This is a genomic window from Alcanivorax sp. HI0044, assembly GCF_001634945.1.
This window is the reverse complement of the sequence record NZ_LWEZ01001450.1, coordinates 1-21,744: the sequence shown is the minus strand read 5'-3', so window position 1 is coordinate 21,744 and position 21,744 is coordinate 1. Positions and strand designations below refer to the sequence as shown.

The 21,744-nt window shown below is 59.3% G+C and carries 22 protein-coding genes; 13 read left to right on the top strand and 9 right to left on the bottom strand.

Features of this window, described 5'->3' with window-relative positions:
• Positions 1-11 precede the first annotated feature (11 nt).
• The 8 genes from A3730_RS32940 (at position 12) to A3730_RS21770 (ending at position 10,022) form a co-directional block, all read left to right on the top strand.
• Positions 12-125 carry a 50S ribosomal protein L11 methyltransferase gene (locus A3730_RS32940; RefSeq protein ID WP_255364303.1) on the top strand — a complete coding sequence of 38 codons (114 nt, stop codon included), beginning with the start codon at positions 12-14 and terminating at the stop codon, positions 123-125.
• 163 nt (positions 126-288) lie between these two features.
• Positions 289-1,488, top strand: coding sequence for a zinc-ribbon and DUF3426 domain-containing protein (locus A3730_RS21800; protein WP_063538922.1), 1,200 nt, complete (start codon positions 289-291; stop codon positions 1,486-1,488).
• A 123-nt stretch (positions 1,489-1,611) separates the two neighbouring features.
• Positions 1,612-2,652 (top strand): tRNA dihydrouridine synthase DusB, encoded by a 1,041-nt coding sequence (gene dusB, locus A3730_RS21795; protein WP_063518579.1) that lies wholly within the window; start codon positions 1,612-1,614, stop codon positions 2,650-2,652.
• Positions 2,653-2,696: 44 nt separating this feature from the next.
• Positions 2,697-2,981: a DNA-binding transcriptional regulator Fis gene (gene fis / locus A3730_RS21790; RefSeq protein WP_007148571.1), complete on the top strand. Its 285-nt coding sequence runs from the start codon at positions 2,697-2,699 to the stop codon at positions 2,979-2,981.
• A 169-nt stretch (positions 2,982-3,150) separates the two neighbouring features.
• Positions 3,151-4,719 carry a bifunctional phosphoribosylaminoimidazolecarboxamide formyltransferase/IMP cyclohydrolase gene (gene purH / locus A3730_RS21785; RefSeq protein WP_063538920.1) on the top strand — a complete coding sequence of 523 codons (1,569 nt, stop codon included), beginning with the start codon at positions 3,151-3,153 and terminating at the stop codon, positions 4,717-4,719.
• A 119-nt stretch (positions 4,720-4,838) separates the two neighbouring features.
• A complete protein-coding gene (gene purD / locus A3730_RS21780; protein ID WP_063519199.1) occupies positions 4,839-6,125 on the top strand; it encodes a phosphoribosylamine--glycine ligase in 1,287 nt (428 codons plus the stop codon).
• 71 nt (positions 6,126-6,196) lie between these two features.
• Positions 6,197-7,264, top strand: coding sequence for a cyclic nucleotide-binding domain-containing protein (locus A3730_RS21775; protein ID WP_063519200.1), 1,068 nt, complete (start codon positions 6,197-6,199; stop codon positions 7,262-7,264).
• The gene (locus A3730_RS21770; RefSeq protein WP_231884010.1) at positions 7,242-10,022 is read left to right on the top strand and encodes a hybrid sensor histidine kinase/response regulator; all 2,781 of its coding nucleotides are present in this window, start codon (positions 7,242-7,244) and stop codon (positions 10,020-10,022) included. The genes A3730_RS21775 and A3730_RS21770 overlap by 23 nt, the downstream gene beginning before the upstream one ends.
• Positions 10,023-10,067: 45 nt before the next feature.
• On the opposite strand, the gene A3730_RS21765 is transcribed toward A3730_RS21770, so the two are convergent.
• Positions 10,068-11,549 carry an AAA family ATPase gene (locus tag A3730_RS21765; RefSeq protein ID WP_063518524.1) on the bottom strand — a complete coding sequence of 494 codons (1,482 nt, stop codon included), beginning with the start codon at positions 11,547-11,549 and terminating at the stop codon, positions 10,068-10,070.
• Positions 11,550-11,687: 138 nt separating this feature from the next.
• Between A3730_RS21765 and coq7 the strand changes: the two genes are divergently transcribed.
• On the top strand, positions 11,688-12,350 hold the full coding sequence (gene coq7, locus A3730_RS21760) for a 2-polyprenyl-3-methyl-6-methoxy-1,4-benzoquinone monooxygenase (protein ID WP_063518525.1): 663 nt from the start codon (positions 11,688-11,690) through the stop codon (positions 12,348-12,350).
• Positions 12,351-12,877: 527 nt separating this feature from the next.
• Here the strand turns inward: coq7 and speD are convergent.
• On the bottom strand, positions 12,878-13,708 hold the full coding sequence (gene speD / locus A3730_RS21755; protein WP_007149942.1) for an adenosylmethionine decarboxylase: 831 nt from the start codon (positions 13,706-13,708) through the stop codon (positions 12,878-12,880).
• 124 nt (positions 13,709-13,832) lie between these two features.
• Positions 13,833-14,249: an OsmC family protein gene (locus A3730_RS21750; RefSeq protein WP_011589301.1), complete on the bottom strand. Its 417-nt coding sequence runs from the start codon at positions 14,247-14,249 to the stop codon at positions 13,833-13,835.
• A gap of 325 nt (positions 14,250-14,574) precedes the next feature.
• Between A3730_RS21750 and crp the strand changes: the two genes are divergently transcribed.
• A complete protein-coding gene (crp, locus tag A3730_RS21745) occupies positions 14,575-15,204 on the top strand; it encodes a cAMP-activated global transcriptional regulator CRP (protein ID WP_007151459.1) in 630 nt (209 codons plus the stop codon).
• A gap of 124 nt (positions 15,205-15,328) precedes the next feature.
• Here crp and A3730_RS21740 read toward each other — a convergent pair whose 3' ends face one another.
• From A3730_RS21740 to trpE, 5 genes are all read right to left on the bottom strand, one after another.
• Positions 15,329-15,628, bottom strand: coding sequence for an isochorismate lyase (locus tag A3730_RS21740; protein WP_063521418.1), 300 nt, complete (start codon positions 15,626-15,628; stop codon positions 15,329-15,331).
• 83 nt (positions 15,629-15,711) lie between these two features.
• Positions 15,712-16,506, bottom strand: coding sequence for an indole-3-glycerol phosphate synthase TrpC (trpC, locus tag A3730_RS21735; RefSeq protein ID WP_063521419.1), 795 nt, complete (start codon positions 16,504-16,506; stop codon positions 15,712-15,714).
• Positions 16,507-16,517: 11 nt separating this feature from the next.
• Positions 16,518-17,570 carry an anthranilate phosphoribosyltransferase gene (gene trpD / locus A3730_RS21730; RefSeq protein ID WP_063538916.1) on the bottom strand — a complete coding sequence of 351 codons (1,053 nt, stop codon included), beginning with the start codon at positions 17,568-17,570 and terminating at the stop codon, positions 16,518-16,520.
• The gene (locus A3730_RS21725) at positions 17,567-18,169 is read right to left on the bottom strand and encodes an aminodeoxychorismate/anthranilate synthase component II (protein ID WP_063519136.1); all 603 of its coding nucleotides are present in this window, start codon (positions 18,167-18,169) and stop codon (positions 17,567-17,569) included. Before A3730_RS21725 ends, trpD begins: the two co-directional genes overlap by 4 nt.
• A complete protein-coding gene (gene trpE / locus A3730_RS21720; RefSeq protein WP_063519135.1) occupies positions 18,169-19,662 on the bottom strand; it encodes an anthranilate synthase component I in 1,494 nt (497 codons plus the stop codon). Before trpE ends, A3730_RS21725 begins: the two co-directional genes overlap by 1 nt.
• 330 nt (positions 19,663-19,992) lie before the next feature.
• Here trpE and A3730_RS21715 point away from each other — a divergent pair, with 330 nt between their 5' ends.
• The 3 genes from A3730_RS21715 to A3730_RS21705 all read left to right on the top strand — a co-directional run bounded on the left by A3730_RS21715 (position 19,993) and on the right by A3730_RS21705 (position 21,427).
• A complete protein-coding gene (locus tag A3730_RS21715; protein WP_063519134.1) occupies positions 19,993-20,460 on the top strand; it encodes an MOSC domain-containing protein in 468 nt (155 codons plus the stop codon).
• A gap of 62 nt (positions 20,461-20,522) precedes the next feature.
• A complete protein-coding gene (locus A3730_RS21710; protein ID WP_063519133.1) occupies positions 20,523-21,089 on the top strand; it encodes a DUF1415 domain-containing protein in 567 nt (188 codons plus the stop codon).
• The gene (locus A3730_RS21705) at positions 21,086-21,427 is read left to right on the top strand and encodes a DUF3301 domain-containing protein (protein WP_063519132.1); all 342 of its coding nucleotides are present in this window, start codon (positions 21,086-21,088) and stop codon (positions 21,425-21,427) included. The genes A3730_RS21710 and A3730_RS21705 overlap by 4 nt, the downstream gene beginning before the upstream one ends.
• A 16-nt stretch (positions 21,428-21,443) precedes the next feature.
• Here A3730_RS21705 and A3730_RS21700 read toward each other — a convergent pair.
• A partial coding sequence (locus A3730_RS21700) for a VOC family protein (RefSeq protein ID WP_063538914.1) occupies positions 21,444-21,744 on the bottom strand: 301 nt, incomplete at its 5' end.

Sequence of the window (21,744 nt, the reverse complement as noted above, 5' to 3'; positions counted from 1 at the left end):
TGTCCGGCATTTTGGCAGAACAGGCGGAATCGGTCCGCGCCGCCTATGCCCCCTGGTTTGATCTGACCCCCACCACCCAACAGGGTGACTGGGTGCGCATTGACGGGGTGCGCCGCGTCACCTGAATCCACAGATTCAGGGAAAACTGAGTGACAGGTCCTTGCGGCCTGTCCCGTTTTTTCTGTAAAACATACTTGCCTGCACACCATCGCCATTCCCGGGCTGCGTGATAGCCTGTTGCGTGCAGCGTGTTGCGATTCATTACCAATAACAATTCAGGCGAAAGCCATGGCCACCCAATACAAGACCCGCTGCCCCCACTGTGCAGCCCAGTTCAAAATTACCGATGAACACCTGAAACAGGCACGCGGTGCGGTACGGTGTGGCTCCTGCCTGCAGATCTTCCAGGCCAATGATTACCTGGTTGATCCCCCGGCACCGCAGCAAGCCGCCCCGCAGGATCGCTGGGCCGGCGCACTGGACGGCACCCACAGTGACGCAGCCTCTTCCGGGGACGAGCAGAAATTTGGCGACGATGACGGCACCGACGCTGATGGCCTGAGCATTCAGGGCATGGAGTTAAGCGACTCGTTCATGAACCTGGATGTGGACGACCCCGCCGGCGGATTAGGCGAAGACTTCGCTGACATGCATGGCGCCGGCCGGGCCAGCCACCATGAAAATGCCGACGAGTCCTGGGCCGAGGCCTTGCTGCAGGAACTGGAAGACGATGAACCCGCCGAGACCAGCCCGGGCGAAACAACCACGTCCGCTCCCGTCAACAACCCTGCCCCTGAGCAGCCAGCTGCGCGCAAAACAGCCCCACCACCACCGAAACAAACCCGACCGGCAGAGCCCGAAGACGACGATGACAGCCTGTTCGGTGGGCTGGACCTGTTTGGCGACGATCTTTACGAGGAACCCGTTCCCATCGGCAAGCCCGTGCGCGAACGTGACAACCATTTCCGCCAGCGCCGGGACTGGGGCGGCCTGGCCAAGTGGACGTCTCTGTCAGTCATCGCTCTGGTTGTGCTGATCGGCCAATACGCCTTCTTCAACTTCGATGACCTGGCCCGTAGCCCGCAATGGCGCCCAATGTACCAGCAAGCCTGTGATGTACTTGGCTGCCAATTGCCCAGCCGCTCAGACATCACCCAGCTGCGCGGCGCCAACCTGGTGGTACGCAGCCATCCGGATTACGCCAACGCCCTGATTGTGGACGCCATCCTGTTCAATGAAGCCAAGTACCCCCAGCCCTTCCCGGAACTGGAACTGAGCTTCAGCGCTCTCAATGGCGGCCCCGTTGCCAGCCGGCGCTTCACCCCACAGGAATACCTGCAAGGGGATCTGCTCGGCATGGAAACCATGCCCACGCGCACCCCGCTGCATATTTCTCTGGAAATCGTGGACCCGGGTGACAAGGCGGTGAACTACAACCTGCGCCTGCTTCCGGCCCCGCAGCCCCGCGACCAGATCAGTCAGCGCTAACCGCATCCAGCCGCACAACAGCAATCCATCGGCAGCCCGTCAGCTCATGGCAGGCTGCCCTTTCATCCCGGGCCGTCGATCTCTATCATTGTCTCCCCTTTTAGACACCCCAAGCCCGGCGCCATGCAGATCGGACCCTATAACCTGCCCAATTCCCTGATTCTGGCCCCCATGGCCGGCGTCACGGATCGCCCTTTCCGGCGTTTGTGCAGGGACCTGGGAGCCGGCCTGCTGGTGTCGGAAATGGTGACCTCGGACACCCGTCTGTGGAACTCTCGAAAGTCTCGCCAACGGTTGGATCACCGCGGCGAACCGGGCCCCATCTCTGTCCAGATTGCCGGCGGCGAGCCGACCATGCTGGCAGACGCGGCCCGCGCCAACGTGGACCACGGCGCCCAGATCATTGATATCAATATGGGCTGCCCGGCGAAAAAAGTGTGCAAGCGCGCCGCAGGCTCCGCCCTGCTGGCCGACCCGGATCTGGTCAGCCGCATCCTGGATGCGGTGGTCAATGCGGTGGACGTCCCCGTCACCCTGAAAATCCGTACCGGTCCCGACCGCGATCAGCGCAATGCCCTCGCCATTGCCCGCATTGCCGAAGCCGCCGGTATCCAGGCCCTCGCCATCCACGGGCGCACCCGCGCCGACAAGTTCAACGGAGAGGCCGAATACACCACCATCAAACAGGTGGTGGACGCGGTTAATATTCCGGTAATGGCTAATGGAGACGTGGATAGCCCGGAAAAAGCTAAACGGGTACTGGAATCCACCGGCGCCGGTGGTATCATGATCGGCCGCGCTGCTCAGGGTAACCCGTGGATCTTCCGGGACACCCTGTATTACCTCGAGCACGGCTCGCTGCCCGCAGCGCCGTTAGTAACGGAAGTCCATGACTGCGTGCAGCAGCACCTGTCCGAACTGCATCATTTTTATGGTGAGTTCATGGGGGTGCGTATCGCACGCAAGCACTTGGGCTGGTACACACAGAACCTGCCCGATGGGGAAGACTTCCGGCGCGGGTTTAACACACTGGAAAATGCCACCGACCAATGCGTGGCAATCGAGCAGTTTTTCCAACAGATCAGCGCCACTACCGACCGGGTTCGTTTCGGTCGTTATGGCGAGGTGTCTGCCCGGAAGAAAAACGGAGCCCTGGCCGCATGACCCTTTCTTCAGTTAACACAGCCGCTGCACGGACACTTACTGAAATGAACACCGCTGAAGCACGAAAGCAGCCGCATCTTACTATTGCGCGCAGTGAAACCCACGATACCTTGCGCAATTGTGTGCGACGTTCGTTAAACGATTATTTCAACCAGCTGGACGGCGAAGCCGTGAGCGAGCTCTACCCGATGGTACTGGCTGAGATGGAAATCCCCCTGCTTGAGAAAGTGCTCGAGTACACCCGTGGTAACCAGACCAAAGCCGCCGAGCTGCTGGGCCTGAACCGCGGTACCCTGCGCAAGAAACTCAAGCAGTACGGCCTGTTGTAAAAACAGGCTGCTATAAATCAGGGCAGTAGGCACTACTGCCCTTTTTTTGTTTCTGGACAACCCGATTTCTCGCAACATGCAACACGCTTCATGCAACACGCAAAACCGCTACCACGCCTAGCGTGCCAGCATATCGCGTGCCGCGTGCAAGCGTCACCAAAGGTGACTTATGAGCAAAGCCGTTGAACGTGCACTGATCAGTGTTTCCGACAAGACTGGTATCGTCGAATTTGCCCAGGCCCTGGCCGACAAGGGCGTGGAGCTGCTGTCCACTGGCGGTACCTTCAAGAAACTGCAGGAGGCCGGCATCGCGGTGCGCGAAGTCTCTGACTACACCGGTTTCCCGGAAATGATGGATGGTCGGGTGAAAACCCTGCATCCGAAAGTGCACGGCGGCATCCTCGGCCGTCGTGGCCAGGACGAACAGGTCATGGCCGACAACGGCATCAGCCGCATTGATCTGGTGGTGGTCAACCTGTACCCATTCGAAGCCACCGTGGCCAACCCGGATTGCTCCCTGATCGATGCCATCGAGAACATCGATATCGGTGGCCCGACCATGGTGCGCTCTGCGGCCAAGAACAATGCCCACGTGGGCATCGTCACCGCTGCCGGTGATTACCAGCGCGTGCTCGACGACATGGATGCCAACGATGGCGCCCTGTCCGACACCCTGCGTTTCGACCTGGCCATCAAGGCGTTCGAACACACCGCAGCCTACGACAGCGCCATTGCCAACTACTTCGGCAAGAAAGTCGGTGAAAACAATGACGACTTCCCGCGCACCATCAACCTGAACTTCGAAAAAACCCAGAACATGCGCTACGGCGAGAACCCGCACCAGAAAGCGGCCTTCTACACCGAGCGCAACCCGGCACCGGCCTCCATCGCCACCGCGAAGCAGTTGCAGGGCAAGGAACTGAGCTATAACAACATCGCCGACACCGACGCCGCACTGGAGTGCGTAAAAGGCTTCACCAAGCCCGCCTGTGTGATCGTCAAGCACGCCAACCCCTGCGGTGTGGCGGTGAGTCTGGACGGCATCGGCAAGGCCTACGATCTGGCCTTTGAAACCGACACCGAATCCGCCTTTGGCGGCATCATTGCCTTCAACCGTGAGCTGGATGCGGACACCGCCAAGGCCATCGTCGATCGCCAGTTCGTGGAAGTAATCATCGCCCCCAGCGCCACCGACGAAGCTCTGGCAATCACCGCCGCCAAGAAGAACGTGCGCGTGCTGGTGTGTGGCGAAATCCAGGGCCCCACTGAGGGCGGCCTGGACTACAAGCGCGTTAACGGCGGCCTGCTGGTGCAGGATCGCGACATCGGCATGATCACCGAAGGCGACCTGAAAGTGGTCACCAAGCGCGCCCCCACCGAAGCCGAGATGCACGATCTGATCTTCGCCTGGAAAGTGGCCAAGTTCGTGAAATCCAACGCCATCGTCTACGCCAAAAACCGTCAGACCGTGGGCGTGGGTGCCGGCCAGATGAGCCGCGTGAACTCTGCGCGCATCGCCGCCATCAAGGCCGAGCACGCAGGCCTGCAGGTGGAAGGCTCGGTGATGGCATCCGACGCCTTCTTCCCGTTCCGCGATGGCATCGACAACGCCGCCAAGGTGGGCATCAGCTGCGTGATCCAGCCGGGCGGCTCGATCCGCGACGAAGAAGTCATCAAAGCCGCCGACGAAGCCGGCATGGCCATGGTCTTCACCGGCATGCGTCATTTCAGGCATTAAGGCGTCGGACGTCTGAGGTCGGACGTCTGACGACAAAACCCGGGTTAGCGTCCGACGTCCGACGTCCGACATCTGACCCGTCTCCCATTGAGACAACGTCAGAAGAGGCAATAACCTCAATGAAAGTTTTGATCATTGGCGGCGGTGGCCGCGAGCATGCGCTGGCATGGAAAGTGGCTCAGGCCGAGTCGGTAGAAAAGGTATTCGTGGCCCCGGGTAACGCCGGCACCGCACGCGAAGCCAAGCTGGAGAACGTGGCCATCGATGTGCTGGATCAGCCAGCCCTACTGGCCTTCGCCAGGGACAACGGCGTTGACCTGACCATCGTCGGTCCGGAAGCCCCGCTGGTGGAAGGCTTGGTGGACACCTTCCAGGATAACGGTCTGAAGTGCTTTGGCCCCAGCAAGGCGGCTGCCCAGCTGGAAGGCTCCAAGGCTTTCACCAAGGACTTCCTGGCGCGCCAGAAGATCCCGACCGCGGCCTACGGCAACTTCACCGACATGGACGAAGCGCTGGCTTACGTCCGTGAGCAGGGTGCCCCCATCGTGATCAAGGCCGACGGCCTGGCTGCGGGCAAAGGCGTGATCGTCGCCATGACCCTGCAGGAAGCGGAAGATGCGGTGCGCGACATGCTGGATGGCAACAAGTTTGGCGACGCCGGTCACCGCGTGGTGGTGGAAGAATTCCTGGAAGGCGAAGAAGCCAGCTTTATCGTCATGGTGGACGGCAAGAACGTGTTGCCCATGGCCACCAGCCAGGACCACAAGCGCGTCGGCGACGGCGACACCGGCCCCAACACTGGCGGCATGGGCGCCTACTCCCCGGCCCCGGTGGTCACCGATGCGGTGTACCAGCGCATCATGGACGAGGTGATCACCCCCACCGTGGAAGGCATGGCATCTGAAGGCATGCCCTACACCGGCTTTCTGTACGCCGGACTGATGATCAACCCGGATGGTGCCCCCAAGGTGATCGAATACAACTGCCGCTTTGGTGATCCGGAAACCCAGCCGATCATGATGCGCCTGCAGTCCGATCTGGCCGCCCTGTGCCTGGCGGCACTGGACGGCAAACTGGACCAGACCGACATCCAGTGGGACCCGCGCCCCACCCTCGGTGTGGTCATGGCCGCTGGCGGCTACCCGGACAGCTACAACAAGGGTGACGTGATCGACGGGCTTGATCAGGCCGATTCCGATACGGTGAAAGTCTTCCACGCGGGCACCGCCGAAAAAGACGGCCAGGTGGTCACCAGTGGTGGCCGGGTCCTGTGCGTCACCGGCGTCGGCGACACCGTGGGCGACGCCCAGGCCAACGCCTATGAGGGTGTGAAGCAGATCACATGGCGCGACGCCCAATACCGTTCCGACATCGGCTACCGTGCAGTGGCCCGCGAAAAAGCATAAAGTACAGGCAACTAAGAATTAAAGGTGAGCCGGACCCGGCTCGCCTACCAACACACCTTCGGGGGGTTGCCATGTCGAATCAAACGGCGGATATGTCACGTCTTGAGGATTTCATTCCTTTTGACTGCCTCAGTGAATCCCATCGCAATGAAATCCAGGGCCAGATCGAAGTCATCAAGATCGGCCCCGGTCGACTCCTGTTCAAGCGCGGCCAGAGCAGCGACAAGGCCTACTTCCTGATCGAAGGTTCGCTGGATCTCACCGATGCCAGTTTTCAGGTGCGCCACTTCACCGCTGACGACGATGAAAACTACCTGGCCATCGACAACTACGCCGAACACACCATCAACGCCATCACCGCCGAAGCCACCACGCTCTACGCCATCGACCGCAACAAGCTGGACCTGCTGATGACCTGGACCCAGGCCGCCGAGTCCATGCTTGACGAAGACGACGATGAAAATGAGCGGGACTGGATGGACGCGCTGCTTTCCTCGGAACTGTTCTCCGCAGTGCCCCCGGCCATGATTCACAGCCTGTTCGTGAAATTCGAAGAACGCGAAGTCCAGCTCGGCGAAACCATTGTCACCGAAGGCGAAGACGGCGACACCCTGTTCGTGATCAAACAGGGCAAAGCCATGGTCACCCGCACCAAGGGAGCCAAGCAGGAAACTCTGGCCGCCCTCTCCGCCGGCCGCTTCTTTGGTGAAGACGCCCTGATCAGCGACAGCCCACGCAATGCCACCATCACCATGACCAGCGACGGGGTATTGATGTGTCTGGGTAAAAACGATTTTCAGGCAATCCTGCAGGACTCCGTGATTCGCCACGTCACTGAAGATGAGCTGGACACGATGGTGCTGGAAGCCGACACCGCCTGCATCCTGGTGGATGTACGCCTGCCCATGGAATTCCGCCATGACCGCACCCCCGGTGCCCGCAACCTGCCACTCAATGAATTACGCCGCGAAGTACAAAATCTCGAGAAGGATTTTTTCTACGTGGTATGCGGTGATGGTCGACGTAGCGAGCTTGGAGCCTATATCCTCTCCGAAGCGGGTTTGAACGCCTATGTGCTTGACCGGGGAAAACCGACGGATGCAAAAGAAGAATCCCATGCTGAGGCTAAACAAGCCTGACTCTCTATTCTTTCTCCTGGTGCTGGCCCTGTGCGCCAGCGCCAATGCAGTCTTCGCAGACGCGCCCCCGCCCTTTGTCGTCCATAGCCAGCCTGACCAGGCACGCATCACCATCTATTCGGAATATTACCGTGATGCCTCCGGCGGCGCGGATATTCGCACTATCAGCCAGCCCCCCATTACCGAGCACTTCCAGCCCGCCACACGCTATATCGAACGGCTAGGGATTCGCGACGGTTATTGGTGGGTGCGCGTCGCCTTGCAAAACGAACTGAGCAATCAACAGGACTACGCACTGGTTGTCACAGGCAACCCCAATGCCCGCGTGTTTTTGCCCGGCGCAGATGGCCATTACACCCAGGCGAGCCAGGAGCAACGGATACCCGGCCGGGAGGCCAGCTACCGGCTACACCTGCCCACCGGTGAACCACAGCTGATCTACCTGCGACTCCAGCCCCAGGGCTACCTCACCTACGGCCTGACCCTGAACGACATCAACGCCCAGGTGGCACAACAAAGCCACACCAACGCCGTGTACATGCTGCTCGCCGGCGCCCTGCTGATTCTCGCCATCTACAACCTGACCGCCGGCGCCATGCGGGGTGGGAGAACCTACTTTTACCATTGCGGCTTTATTCTCTCCATTCTGGTCATCAGTCTGGTTCTGGCCGGTTTTCTTCCCCAGTCGCTGACAGAGAACAGTACCGTTCAGCCCCGCACCCTGTTCGTGATGATGATGATCGCGCTGTTTTCCGCCACCGGCGTCGCGCGCTCCTTTTTTGATCTTTCCGTCAAGGCCCCGCTTCTGCACCGCATCATGGTGGGACTGAAATGGGGCTCACTGGCCTTTATTCCCCTGATCCTCGTGCTCCCCGTCGCCCTGGCCGCCAGTGCCAGCTTCGCCATCGTCAGCCTGGCCGCATTCATTTTGCTGATTCTGGGCTACACCAGCTGGCACCGGGAGCTGAATGGCGGCGGACTGTTTTTCCTGACTACGCTTCTGGTCAGCGGGCCTGCCCTGCTGGTTTGTCTGGCCTATCTGGGCATCCTGCAAACCAGCGCAGAACTGCCCCAGTGGCTACTGGCAACCACCATGCTGGAGGCAGTCACTCTGGGCATCGGCTTGCGGGTCAGCCACCGCCATCAAGCACTTCTGCATATCGAACAAAAACGCTCACAGGCCGTGGCGGAAACCGTGGATGCCACGCGTCGGGAAACCCTGTCCAGAATTGGCCATGATGTACGCACCCCGCTCAGCGGCATCCTCGGCATGGCAGAAATCCTCGCTGACACCCCGCTGACCCCGAACCAGCGCGAGTGCGTCGGCGCCATTCAGAACGCCGGCGACAACCTGCTGCGCATCATCAACGATGTCCTGGAGCACTCGCAGCTCTCCACCCGCGGCACCGACATCAACCACAGCGCACTGGATATTCATGACCTGGTCATGGAAGCCGTGGATCTGTTCAAGGAACGGGCGGAAGAAAAGCAGATAGAACTGATCACCCATGTGCACACCAATGTGCCGGGCCGGGTGGTCGGCGATGCCGGCCGCCTGCGTCAGATTCTTACCAACCTGACCGGCGCCCTGATTCGCCATGGCCACCCCGGCGAAATGGTGGTGGACGTTTCCATGGAACCCACCGGTCAGGCCGACCGCGTTCGTTTTGGTTTCACCGGCAGCGCCATGAATGAGGAAACCCTCAAGCGTTTGCGGGACAACCAGAAACAGAACGAAAGCAGCCACCTGAGCCTGGCCATTGCCGAACAACTGGTGGAAGCCCTGGGCGGACGCATGGGTACATTGCAGGATCACAAGGATGTGCATTACTGGTTCGTGGTGCCACTGCCTGCCGAGGATGCCCCCGCGCCAAGCACCAACGTGGATACAACCGCGCTCTCCGGACGCAGCCTGTTGGTGGTGGACGACTCCAGCACCGTGACCCGGGTACTGCGTCACCACGCCCTCTCGTGGGGCATGCGCGTCACCGCCTGCCACGACCCACGCGAGGCTCTTGCGTCCCTGCGCACCCAGGCCAACATCAACGAGCCTTACGATATCGTTGTCCTGGATCACCACATGCCCGGCATGGACGGCATGCAACTGGCTGCCCGCATCCATGAAGACCCGGTCATCGTGCATCCCACCGTGCTCGTCATGCTAACCGGCATCAACAATGCCCCCACGGCGACCCAGGCCCGCAATGTGGGCATTCACCGTGTGCTGTCCAAGCCGGTCTCCGCACCGCGGCTGCGCCAGGCACTGGCAGAAGAATTAGGCCTGGGGCATCCGTCGGTGTCAGAACACAGCCAACCACAACACCAGCCAGACCCCGGCCTGAAACTGCTGGTGGCGGAAGATCATTACCTGAGCCAGAAGGTGATTCGCGGTATGCTGGGCAAATTGGGCCTGAAGGCGGATATTGCCTCCAATGGCAAGGAAGCGCTGGAACTGGCCAGCAACACGCGCTACGACCTGATCCTGATGGATTGCGAAATGCCGGAAATGGATGGCTTTGAAGCCACCCGGATGATCCGGGCACAGGAGCAAAAACAGGGCCTGCCAGCGGTGCCCATTGTGGCCCTGACGGCCCATATCCTGCGTGAGCACAAAGACCGCAGCCTGGCAGCCGGCATGAACGCCCACCTGCCCAAACCCGTGGAATTGAATGTATTACGAGAGACACTGGTTCGGTTTACCCAACCCGACAGCACCGATGCGGACTCATGGTTAAGCAACGACGAAGTGCCCGACTAAGAAGGCACGCCTGATCAAGCACAGGGGCAAACCGCCAAGCCGCAGTTACGCGCCGGCACTGACCGCCCGCCCCTGGCACCATTGTCGTAGCCGCGCCAGCGATTCCGCCATGGTCACCGACAGCGGTACGGTCGCTTCCAGCTCGGCCTCCAGCAAGGCCTGATCCAGTGGCTGATCCCCGGCCCCGGCGCTATACAACCCGGCCACCACCGCCTGCTCGATCTCAGCGCCGGTAAAGCCATCGCTGTGCTCCGCCAGGCGAGCCAGATCAAACGCTGATACGGTTTGTCCGCGCTTTTGCAGATGGATCCGGAAGATCACTTCCCGGACCTCACTGGACGGCAAATCCACAAAGAAGATCTCGTCCAGGCGCCCCTTGCGGATCAACTCCGGGGGCAGCCGTTCAATATCGTTGGCGGTGGCGACCATAAACACCTGACTGCGGTTTTCCGCCATCCAGGTCAACAAGGTGCCAAGCACCCGGCGGGAGGTGCCGCCATCGTTATCACCCACCGCAATCCCTTTCTCGATTTCATCGATCCACAGCACACAGGGCGACATGGTTTCCGCCATGGCCAACGCCTCGCGCACATTACGCTCGGATTCCCCGAAGAATTTGTTGTAGATAGCCCCCATATCCAGGCGCAACAACGGCAGCCCCCAAAGCCCGGCCACCGATTTGGCCGCCAGGCTTTTACCGCCGCCCTGCACGCCCACCAGCATTACCCCACGGGGCGAGTCGATACCTTCACCCTGATTGCCATGGAAGGCACTTTCACGCTTGCCCAGCCAGTCTTTCAGACCCTGCAACCCGCCCACATTAGCGAAGCTGTCAGTGTCGTATTCGTAGCTCAGTACGCCGTCCATTTCCATCAATGCAAACTTGGCTTTGTTCACCTCCGGCAGGTCCGCCTCGGTGATGGCGCCATCGTGGATAATCGCCCCACGGGCCAGCTTACGGGCATCTTCCACGCTCAAGCCACGCAGGTTGCGCACCAGCCGGTCCAGCGAGGCCCGGTCCGCGCGCACCCGTTCGCCCCGCTCTTTCTTGAAACGGCGCGCTTCGTCCTGAACGATGTGCTCCAACTGCTTTTCATCGGGCATGGACAGGCTGAAGCGAGTGCAATAACGGCGCAGTTCCGCGGGAATGGTCAATTCATGGCTGATCAGCACTAGAGTGTGATGCAGGCGCTCATGGTGCAGGGCGATTTCCTTGAGCAACCGGACGTGCTTTGGCTCACCGTCCAGATAAGGGTGCAGATCACACAGCGCATAGATCCCCGGCTCATTGGTACCGCGAATCTGTCCCAGCATGGCATCCGGTTCAATGGTGTGTTTCTGGCTGGGGCTGTCTTCCAGTTCCAGCCGGCGCAGGCCGTCCACCGCATTCCAGCCGAACACCGGTCGCCCCTCTCGCATCCCCAGGCGGCGAATCAAATCCAGCGCCCGCAGCTCCTCCCAGGTTTCAATCACCACGATGGGATAGCGGGACTCAAGCAGCATTTTCAGGTCGTTCAGATCACTCATTGTTTTATGCTTGCACGCCTCACGCTTCACGCTGGCATGCAACGCCCTTCTTGTTTTGAGGGCTCTTAGGCTACACTAGATCTCCCATTTCTTTCAGCATGCAAGCATGTTGTGTGTTTGCATGCAGCGCTGATAACTATGACTGAACGCCGACTGTCACCTCTGGATCGCCTGCTGGCCCGTGCCGACAATGCCCTGCGCACCCTCACGCCCGGCACCGTACAGGCCGAACGCAGCCCCACGTCCTCGCCTACCGGTCCCGGCAGCGACATACAGCCGGGCACACTGCCCGGCGACCAGCGCCGCCATGTGCTTGGATTGATGCGCATTAACCATACCGGCGAGGTGTGTGCCCAGGCGCTTTATCAGGGTCAGGCCAGCACCGCCAGCCTGCCGCATATCCGCCATGCCATGGAAGAATCCGCTCGGGAAGAGGAAGACCACCTGGCCTGGTGTGAAGAGCGCATTCAGGAACTGGGCGGCGTGCCCAGCAAACTCAATCCGCTGTTCTATGCCATGAGCTATGCGGTAGGCGCTACCGCCGGGTTGATTGGTGATCGCTGGAGCCTGGGCTTCGTGACAGAAACGGAAAATCAGGTGGTCAAACACCTGGAATCCCATCTCTATCAGGTACCGGAAAGCGACCTGCGCACCCGGGCCATTCTCGAGCAAATGAAAACCGACGAGCTCAAACACGCCGTCACCGCCAAAGACGCCGGCGGCGCCGACCTGCCTCTGCCCGTACGCCACGCCATGACGCTGATGAGCAAGGTGATGACCTTTACCACCTATCGTATCTAGGGAGCCTCTGAATAACTCCTTGCGTACTCAGCGTGGTCTGGAGCGTGCAGCTGTTGTGTCTTGTCTCGATGGTCAGGGTGGCTCCCTTTCCAAGAGACAAGGCGTAACAGATGGGCGCTCCAGGCCGCGCCCTTCGGGTCTTTCAGGCTGGCCCGCACTCGTTGTTGCACTTTTTTGATGGATGGACATACACCTTCAAAAGCGCGCCTAGACTGCGAACCAGCCTGAAAGACTGAGCATGCAAGGAGTTATTCAGAGGCTCCCTAACCAACGCTTCAAGAATTTCACCTGTAGGAGCACATCTTGAGGTGCGAACCACGCGTAGCGTGAAATCAGCCGAAGGACGATCAGGCATTCCAGATAGAAAAATCTGTCGAGTCCTGAAAGGGTTGTTGCCTCGCTGTCGCTCGGTTCGCACCTCGAGTGGTGCTCCTACAGCGGCTTCGCAGCCAACAACAAAAAGGCCGCACCCAAGGTGCGGCCTTTTTGTTTTGCGTGTCGCATGCAGCGTGAAGCGTGCTGCGGGTTTAACCTAGGTTGCGGCTGTAGAAAATCTCCAGCATCTCTGTGCGCAAACGCTCTTCGATCTGATCCAGTTCTTCCTGCTCGAACTCATCACTACCCGCACCAAACAGATAGTTATCGATATCGAAGTCCTTCAGCAGCATCTTGGTGTGGAAGATATTTTCCTGATACACATTCACGTCGATCATCTGATAGGCGTTCTGGGTATCTTCGGTCAGGAAATTCTGGATGGAATTGATGTCGTGATCAATAAAGTGCTTGGTGCCATCCAGATCCCGGGTCATGCCACGCACCCGATAGTCCACGGTAACGATATCGGAATCGAAACTGTGGATCAGGTAATTCAACGCACGTAGCGGGGAAATCACACCACAGGTGGAGACATCCACATCCACTCGAAACGTGGAAATACCGTTATCTGGATGGGATTCCGGATAGGTATGCACCGTCACATGACTCTTGTCCAGGTGAGCCACCACCGTCTCCGGCAACGGGCCCGGCGCTTCTTCGTCCCAGTCAGACCCATCCGGCGGGGTTTCGTGCTCGGCGATCAGCATGGTCACACTGGCACCCTGCGGATCGTAATCCTGGCGGGCCACATTCAAAATGTTGGCACCAATGATTTTGGTCACGTTGGTGAGAATCTCGGTGAGACGCTCCGCGTTATACAGCTCGTCAATATATTCGATATATTCCTGACGATGCTGCTCGGTCTTCGCGTAAGCAATATCGAAAATATTGAAGCTCAAGGATTTGGTCAGGTTGTTGAAACCATGAACCGTAATCTTGGGATTGGGATCTTTCACCACAGCCGTACCCCATGGGCGTTTCATCGCCACGTTAAGACAAACACACCACCGCACCCCGTGCGGCTACCTTGTTTGCAACATCCCGAAGGACGCCGCGAATCACCGGCCAGGCCGGCATATTGCGTTACTGAGGCACCCACCGGGCACCTCAGCCTTCAATGGTATAACTATGGGTGATCTCGACACCACCGCGTGTCAGCATAATGCTGGCAGAGCAGTATTTCTCTGCCGACAACTCAACCGCCCGTTTCACATGGGCTTCCTTGAGGCTGTTGCCGCTGACAATAAAGTGCAGGTGGATCTTGCTGAACACCGCCGGTACTTCATCGGCCCGCTCGGCAGTCAGCTCGCAGCGGCAATCAGTCACGTCCTGTCGGGATTTCTTGAGAATATGGATCACATCAAAGGAGGAACAGCCGCCCACGCCCAGTAACAGGGTTTCCATGGGGCGCGGCCCACGGTTCTGGCCACCGTGATCCGGCGGGCCATCCATCAGCACCTTGTGGCCGCTTTCGGTTTCCGCTTCATAGCAGGCTTCGCCCTGCCACTTAACCACTGCTTTCATGGTGATCTCCTGGTCTGTCACCCCATCTCAAACGCAGGCCGAACGCCTGATTGCGCCCACCCCGGAAGGGGGCGCAGAGTACCATAGCACGGGGGCTGCGCCACCCCTTTCAGGGTAGGTCGATGGGAATAATTTACCGATATATCACCAACCCGGAAAATCGGCGTATCTGGCCGAAAACCCGTTACTTAATCCGGGTTTAGCTACCGCCTGCCCTGTGAAAATCGAGAGTGAGAGCCAGTTCCCTTGGCATAACTCATAAAAACAGGCAATATCCATACGCTTATTGGCTAAGACATTTTTCTGGCTTCAAGACTGAGCGCCCATGACTGACGGCAACAAAATTATTCCAAATCTGGACCACTTCCTGGCCCATTGCCACCGCCGTAAATATCCGGCGAAAAGCACCATTATCTATGCCGGCGATGAATCGGATGCGCTGTATTACATCCTGAAAGGCTCTGTGACGGTCATGATCGAGGACGACGATGGTCGCGAAATGATCATGGCGTATCTCAATGAAGGGGATTTCTTCGGTGAAATGGGGCTGTTTGAAAACGACCCCTCGCGTTCCGCCTGGGTGAAAGCCAAGAGCGAATGCGAAGTCGCGGAGGTGAGCTATGCCAAATTCCGGCAGCTGGCCCGCGAAGACGCCGACATCCTGTTCACGGTGTCCGCCCAGATCGCTGGCCGCCTGCGTGCCACCACCCGCAAGGTGGGGGACCTGGCATTCCTGGATGTGACTGGCCGTGTTGCAGGCACCCTGCTGGACCTGTGCAAGCAGCCCGATGCCATGACGCACCCGGACGGCATGCAGATCAAGGTCACCCGCCAGGAAATCGGCCGCATTGTCGGCTGCTCCCGGGAAATGGTGGGCCGGGTACTCAAGAACCTGGAGGAACAGGGTCTGGTCTCCGTAAAAGGCAAGACCATGGTGGTGTACGGGACGCGGTAAAAAGCAGTTAACCGTTAATAATGAATAGTTAATAGCTGCGCGTCGAACACCATCCGATACTGAAAACCAAGCGGCCGCGCCCAGAGTCTGGGCGCGGCCGCTTGCATTTGAACGGTGAGATCCATCAGCGTTTCTGAAAGGCTTTCATTTCCTTCTGAATGAAGTGCTCCACCAAGTTCCGGTACAGATCTTCAACCATGTCCGCATCCAGCCCTTCCTGCTCTGCCCAATATCTTCTGGTCTGGAGCATGGCTCTGAAACGCTCCGGCGCACGCACCCCATCCTCGCTGGTCTTGAAGGCCGCGGCAGCATGTACATACCCCGCCCTTTCTCCCAACAATGCAATGATTTGCCTGTCGCTACGGTCGATTTCGGCACGGATGTCCTCCATACCCAGGCATTCCTGAGGTGACTTTCCTGTCATTCCAAATCCTCTCACCCAACGCGGTTTGTCGGCTTACGCCGCTGCGCGGCTAAGCCGATCTACAAACCTCGCAACTCGTACGCTCAGAAGAACAGCTTCTTGAGTTCAGCGCCCGGGTCTTCAGCGCGCATGAAGGCTTCGCCGACCAGAAAACTGTGGATGCCGCTCTTGCGCATCAATTGCACGTCAGCGCTGCTGTGGATACCACTTTCAGTCACCACCATGCGATCACCCGGCACTTGTTGTGCCAGCGTCAGCGTGGTGTCCAGGCTGGTTTCAAACGTGTGCAGGTTACGGTTATTGATACCGATCAGCTCGGCGTTCAAGGCTACCGCCCGGTGCAGCTCTTCTTCGGTATGAACCTCTACCAGCACATCACAGCCGGCCCGCTGGGCAGCATGATACAGCTCATTCATCTGGGCATCAGACAGCGCCGCAGCGATCAGCAGCACCGCATCCGCCCCCATGGCCCGGGACTCGAAAACTTGCCACGGATCGATCATGAAATCCTTGCGTAGCACCGGCAGATCCACCGCGTTGCGGGCAGCACGCAAATAATGCTCATCGCCCTGGAAAAAATCCTTGTCGGTGAGCACCGACAGGCAGGCTGCGCCGTTGGCTTCGTAACTACGGGCAATCGACACCGGGTCGAAATCATCGCGGATCACACCTTTACTGGGTGACGCCTTCTTGATTTCGGCAATTACCGCCGGCTGGTGATCTCTCACCCGGTCGAACAGGCTGGCAATAAACCCCCGCGCCTTGCGCTGGTTTTCTGCCATGGATTGCAAATCGCCCAAGGTGTAATTGTTCTTGCCGATGGCAATCTCTTCCTGCTTGCGGGCGATAATCTTGTCGAGAATAGTGCCTGTGCTCATAACCTCGCTCCTTATGCTGATTCGTCGCCAACCTTGAGGGCGGTGCTGAACTGAGCCAGCTCGCGCATACGCTCTGCCGCCTCTCCATTGTGGATCAGGTCTTCGGCCATGCGTACCCCCTCTTTGTGAGTCCGGGTAACACCGCTGACATAAATGGCTGCGCCAGCGTTAAGGGCGATCATGTCCGCCGCCTTGTTGGCCGCTTCCGTGGTGCGCTTGCTAAAGGCGTCCTTGATCAGCGCCAGGGACGCCGCCGGGTCCGTCACGTCCAGACCCACCAGGGAATCGGATTCCAGCCCCAGATCTTCCGGGGTCAGGTCATACTCCTGGACTTCACCGTCCTTGAATTCCGCCACATGGGTGCGCGCCGCCAGGCTGATCTCATCCAGACCATCCTTGCTGTGCACCACCATGATGTGCTCTCCACCCAGGCGCCCCATCACTTCCGCCAGGGGGCGACAAAGCTTTTCCGAGAACACCCCCATGACCAGGCGCTGCACGCCGGCCGGGTTTGTCATCGGGCCAAGAATATTGAACAGGGTGCGCATACCCAGCTCCTTGCGCGGCCCTACGGCGTATTTCATGGCCTTATGGTGGTTCGGCGCAAACATGAACCCCACGCCTACGCTATCGACACACTTGCCAATCTGCGCCGGGTTCAGGTCCAGTGCAATACCTGCCGCTTCCAACAGGTCCGCCGAGCCACTCTGGGAGCTGACCGAGCGCCCGCCATGTTTGGCCACGTGCGCACCGGCGGCAGCGGCCACAAAACTGCTGGCCGTGGAGACATTAAACAAGTTCGCGCCATCACCACCGGTACCAACGATATCGACCAGATACTGGCGGTTTTCCACACTCACCCCGGTGACCAGCTCACGCATCACCATGGCCGCGCCGGTGATTTCGTCCAGGGATTCACTTTTCATCCGCAGACCCATCATCAGCGCACCTATTTGTGCATCCGTGGCACCACCGGTCATCACCTGGCTCATCACATCGCGCATTTCCTCAATGCTCAGGTCAATCTGATCGACCACCTTGGCCAGCGCTTCCTGAATATTCATGCCGCATCCCCCTGCTCATCGTGCTTCAAAAAATTCTCAAGCAGGGCATGACCGTGCTCACTCAGTATGGATTCAGGATGATACTGAACCCCTTCAATGGGCAGGGTCTTGTGACGCATCCCCATAACCTCATCCACACTGCCATCGTCTTTCAAGGTCCACGCGGTCATTTCCAGGCAGTCCGGCAAACTGTCTTTTTCGACGACCAGCGAGTGGTAGCGGGTGGCGGTATAGGGCGATGGCAAATGCCGAAACACGCCTTTGCCGCTGTGGTATATCGGCGAGGTTTTACCATGCATCACCTGCCGGGCCCGCACCACCTGGCCACCAAACGCCTGGCCAATGCTCTGGTGCCCCAGACACACGCCCAGAATTGGCAGTTTGCCGGCAAAGTGCTTGATAGCAGCGATGGAGATACCCGCCTCATTGGGCGTACAAGGGCCGGGAGAGATCATCAGGCGATCCGGGTTCAGGGCTTCAATCTCTTCCAGGCCAATCTGGTCGTTGCGATGCACCAGCACCTCGGCCCCCAGCTCCTGCAGATACTGCACCAGGTTGTAGGTAAAGCTGTCGTAATTATCGATCATCAGCACGCGCATTATCGCTGCCCTCCGTCTGCCAGGTTGAGACCACCCAATGCCATGTTCACCGCCCGGAACACGGCCCGGGCCTTGTTCATGGTCTCGTCCCATTCGGATTGCGGCACAGAATCGGCAACGATGCCGGCCCCGGCCTGCACGTACAGACGCTGGTCCTTGATCACCGCGGTACGGATGGCGATCGCCGTATCCATGTCACCGTTGAAGCCAATATAGCCAACCGCGCCACCATAGACGCCGCGCTTGGTAGGTTCCAACTCGTCAATGATTTCCATGGCGCGAATCTTGGAGGCTCCGCTCAGGGTGCCAGCCGGGAAGGTCGCCCGCAGCACATCCAGCGGCCCCAGCTCTTCACGCAGCTCGCCTTCCACGTTGGATACGATATGCATCACGTGGGAGTAGCGCTCCACCACCATTTTGTCGGAAACGTCCACCTTGCCGGCCTTGGAGACCCGACCGATGTCGTTGCGCCCCAGATCGATCAGCATCAGGTGCTCGGCGATTTCCTTGGGGTCCGCCAACAAGTCTTTCTCCAGTGCCTGGTCTTCCGCCTCATTGGCACCGCGTTTGCGCGTGCCGGCCAAGGGCCGCACGGTGATGCGCCCTTGCTCAGCGCGGGCCAGAATTTCCGGCGACGACCCGGCAATATGGAAATCGTCCAGATCCAGATAAAACATATACGGGGACGGATTCAGGTAACGCAGGGCGCGGTACAGATCCAGCGCCGGCGCCTGGAACGGGCAGCTCATGCGCTGGGAGGGCACAACCTGCATCACGTCGCCCGCCAGAATGTACTCGCGAATAGTTTCCACACCGGCCTTGAACGCCGCTTCCGGAAATTCATTGTGGAAATCGTTCTCGTCCACCGGTTCGCCGTACACCGTGTGCTCCGGCTCCGGCAGCGGGGAACGCAGCTGGGCCTCCAACGCATCGAGGCGCTGCTCGGCACGCATCAACACCCCCTCTTCCTTCGGGTCCACATGCACCACGAGGAAAAGCGCACCGCGCAGGTTATCGAAGACCACCACTTCCTCGGACCGCATCAGCAGGATATCGGGCACACCCAGCACGTCCTCCCCGGGCGCCGGGCCCAGGCGTGGCTCGAAAAAACGCACGCTGTCATAACCGAAGTACCCCACCAGGCCACCGTTGAAACGGGGCAAATTGGGCAGGTCCGGGCTGCGATAGGCTTGCCGATACGTCTCGACCCAGGCAATGGGGTCAGCCACGTCCTGCTGCTGACGCCCGCCGGGGCCATCCACCTGCACATGCTGCCCGGTAATCCGCACCACCTCCGTGGCCGGCAGGCCGATAATCGAATAACGCCCCCAGCGCTCGCCACCCTGCACCGATTCAAACAGGTAGGTGTAAGGGCCTGACGCCAGTTTGCGATAGGCCGACAACGGGGTATCCAGATCCGCCAGCACCTCGCGAACCACCGGCACACGGGTATAGCCCTGCCGGGCAAATTGATCCAATTCTTGTGGTGACATGATTGTCCTTAGCATTTCGCTACGGCCCGACTCTCGGGCGGACCGCGATCAAGAGCAATAATTGTAGAGGAAAACGAGCAAAAAGACGTGTCAGTGCAGACACAGGGGGAGCATCACCATCGCCAGCTGGCGGGTGTGGGGAGGAAAAGCGGATTGTCGATCAGGGCACAGTCCAAGGGACGTCCTTTCTCAATCATCGTCGTTGCGGTAATTCTAGCTAATGAAAACGCCAGACGCCAGACGCTGAAAACCCGGAGGAAACTGCTAGACTGGCCTCTTTGATGTACTCGCACTTTGGCCTCAGGCATTTGGCATCCATCCGGGAGCTCCATGAAAATCCTCGCCCTCTACACCGCCAGCCAGTCTCGCGGCCCGGTGGAAAGCCAACCAGCCGTGCAGCTGCGCGCCGGCTGCGGCATCGTTGGCGACCGCCATTACCGCCGCAACGCCAAGCCGGAAGAACAAATTACCCTGATCGAATCCGAGGCCATCGCCACCTATAACCGCGAGCACAAGCAGCAGGTCGAGCCGCACACCCTGCGCCGTAACGTGCTGACCGAAGGCGTCGATCTCAACGCCCTGGAAGGCCGGGAGTTTTTGCTCGGCAACATCCGCCTGCGCGGCATAGAGCTGTGTGAGCCTTGCTCCGTGGTAGGGCACCTGCTGGCCGGCGATCTGACCCCGCCGCAGGTCATCAAGGCCCTGCTGGGCCGGGGCGGCCTGCGTTGTGAAATCCTCTCCAGTGGCGTGATTCGCGTAGGCGATAGCATTGCCACCCATGTGACCGAAACCCTGTAGAGCGGAGACCGGCTCACCCCGATGTCGCCCTGCGCAACCTTAATCCAGGAAACCTGGCTCGAATGAACGACAAGGAAATGACGGACCCTATCCAGCAGACTCGCCAATGGCTCGAAGACGTTGTCATCGGCCTGAACCTGTGCCCGTTTGCCCGCAAGCCTTTCAACGCTGGCCAGATACGGTTCACCGTCAGCGACAGCCGCAATGTGGAAACCCTGCTGGGTGACCTGCACGAAGAACTCGACCGCATGGATCGCACCCCGGCAGACGAAATCGACACCACCCTGCTGATCATTACCGATCAACTGGAAGACTTCCTCGATTACAACGATGTGCTGGACTTGGCCGATGGTCTGCTGGAGCAACAGGGCTGGGAAGGCACCTACCAGATCGCCAGCTTCCACCCCGCGTACCAGTTCGCCGACACCGCCGTGGACGACCGGGAAAACTACACCAACCGGGCGCCCTACCCGATTCTGCATATCCTGCGCGAAGCCAGCCTGGACAAGGGCCTCGCCAGTTACCCGAATCCGGAGCAGATTCCCGAACGCAACATGGACACCCTCAACGGGCTGACAGAGGCACAGTGGCTCGCCCTGTTTGGCGGCTTGCCGGGAGCCCGTCGGTGAATCTGGATCTTTCCGATATCTTGCTGGTCACGGTGCTGATCGTCATCGGCGCCCTGTTCTGGCGTTCCCACGGCATTCGCGAGCGGGCGCTGGTGGCTACCCGGCGCTTTTGCGAGCGAGAACAACTGGAATTTCTGGATGAGAGTGTGGGCCTGGAAAAGCTGACCCTGAGCAAAGACCACCACGGCAAACGCCGCATTACCCGCATTTACCGGTTTGAATTCACCGTCACCGGTGGAGAGCGTTACGAAGGGCGCACCGTGGTGCAGGGCGGCATCACCCAACGGGTAGAATTACCGCCCCACCGTTACACGCCGCCGCCGGAAGAATTGCACTGACAGGCAAGGCCTGGCCTCAAGTTTCGTAAGCGGCCTTGCTGCCATCAAAATTCACCATCCAGGGAATGCCGAAGCGGTCGTTACACATCCCAAAGCGTTCCGCCCAGGGCGTTTCTTCCATGGGCATTTTAATTTCGCCCCCTTCCGCCAGCGCCGCAAACAGGGTTTCCGCCTCTTTCACACTATCAGCCTGCACACTCAGCGTGGTCCCCTGGGCTTTTTCAAAATACTCTGGCGGGCAATCAGACCCCATCAGCACAATCCCATCACCCTGCAGACAAACATGACAGATATGGTGATGGGATTCCTTTGGCACC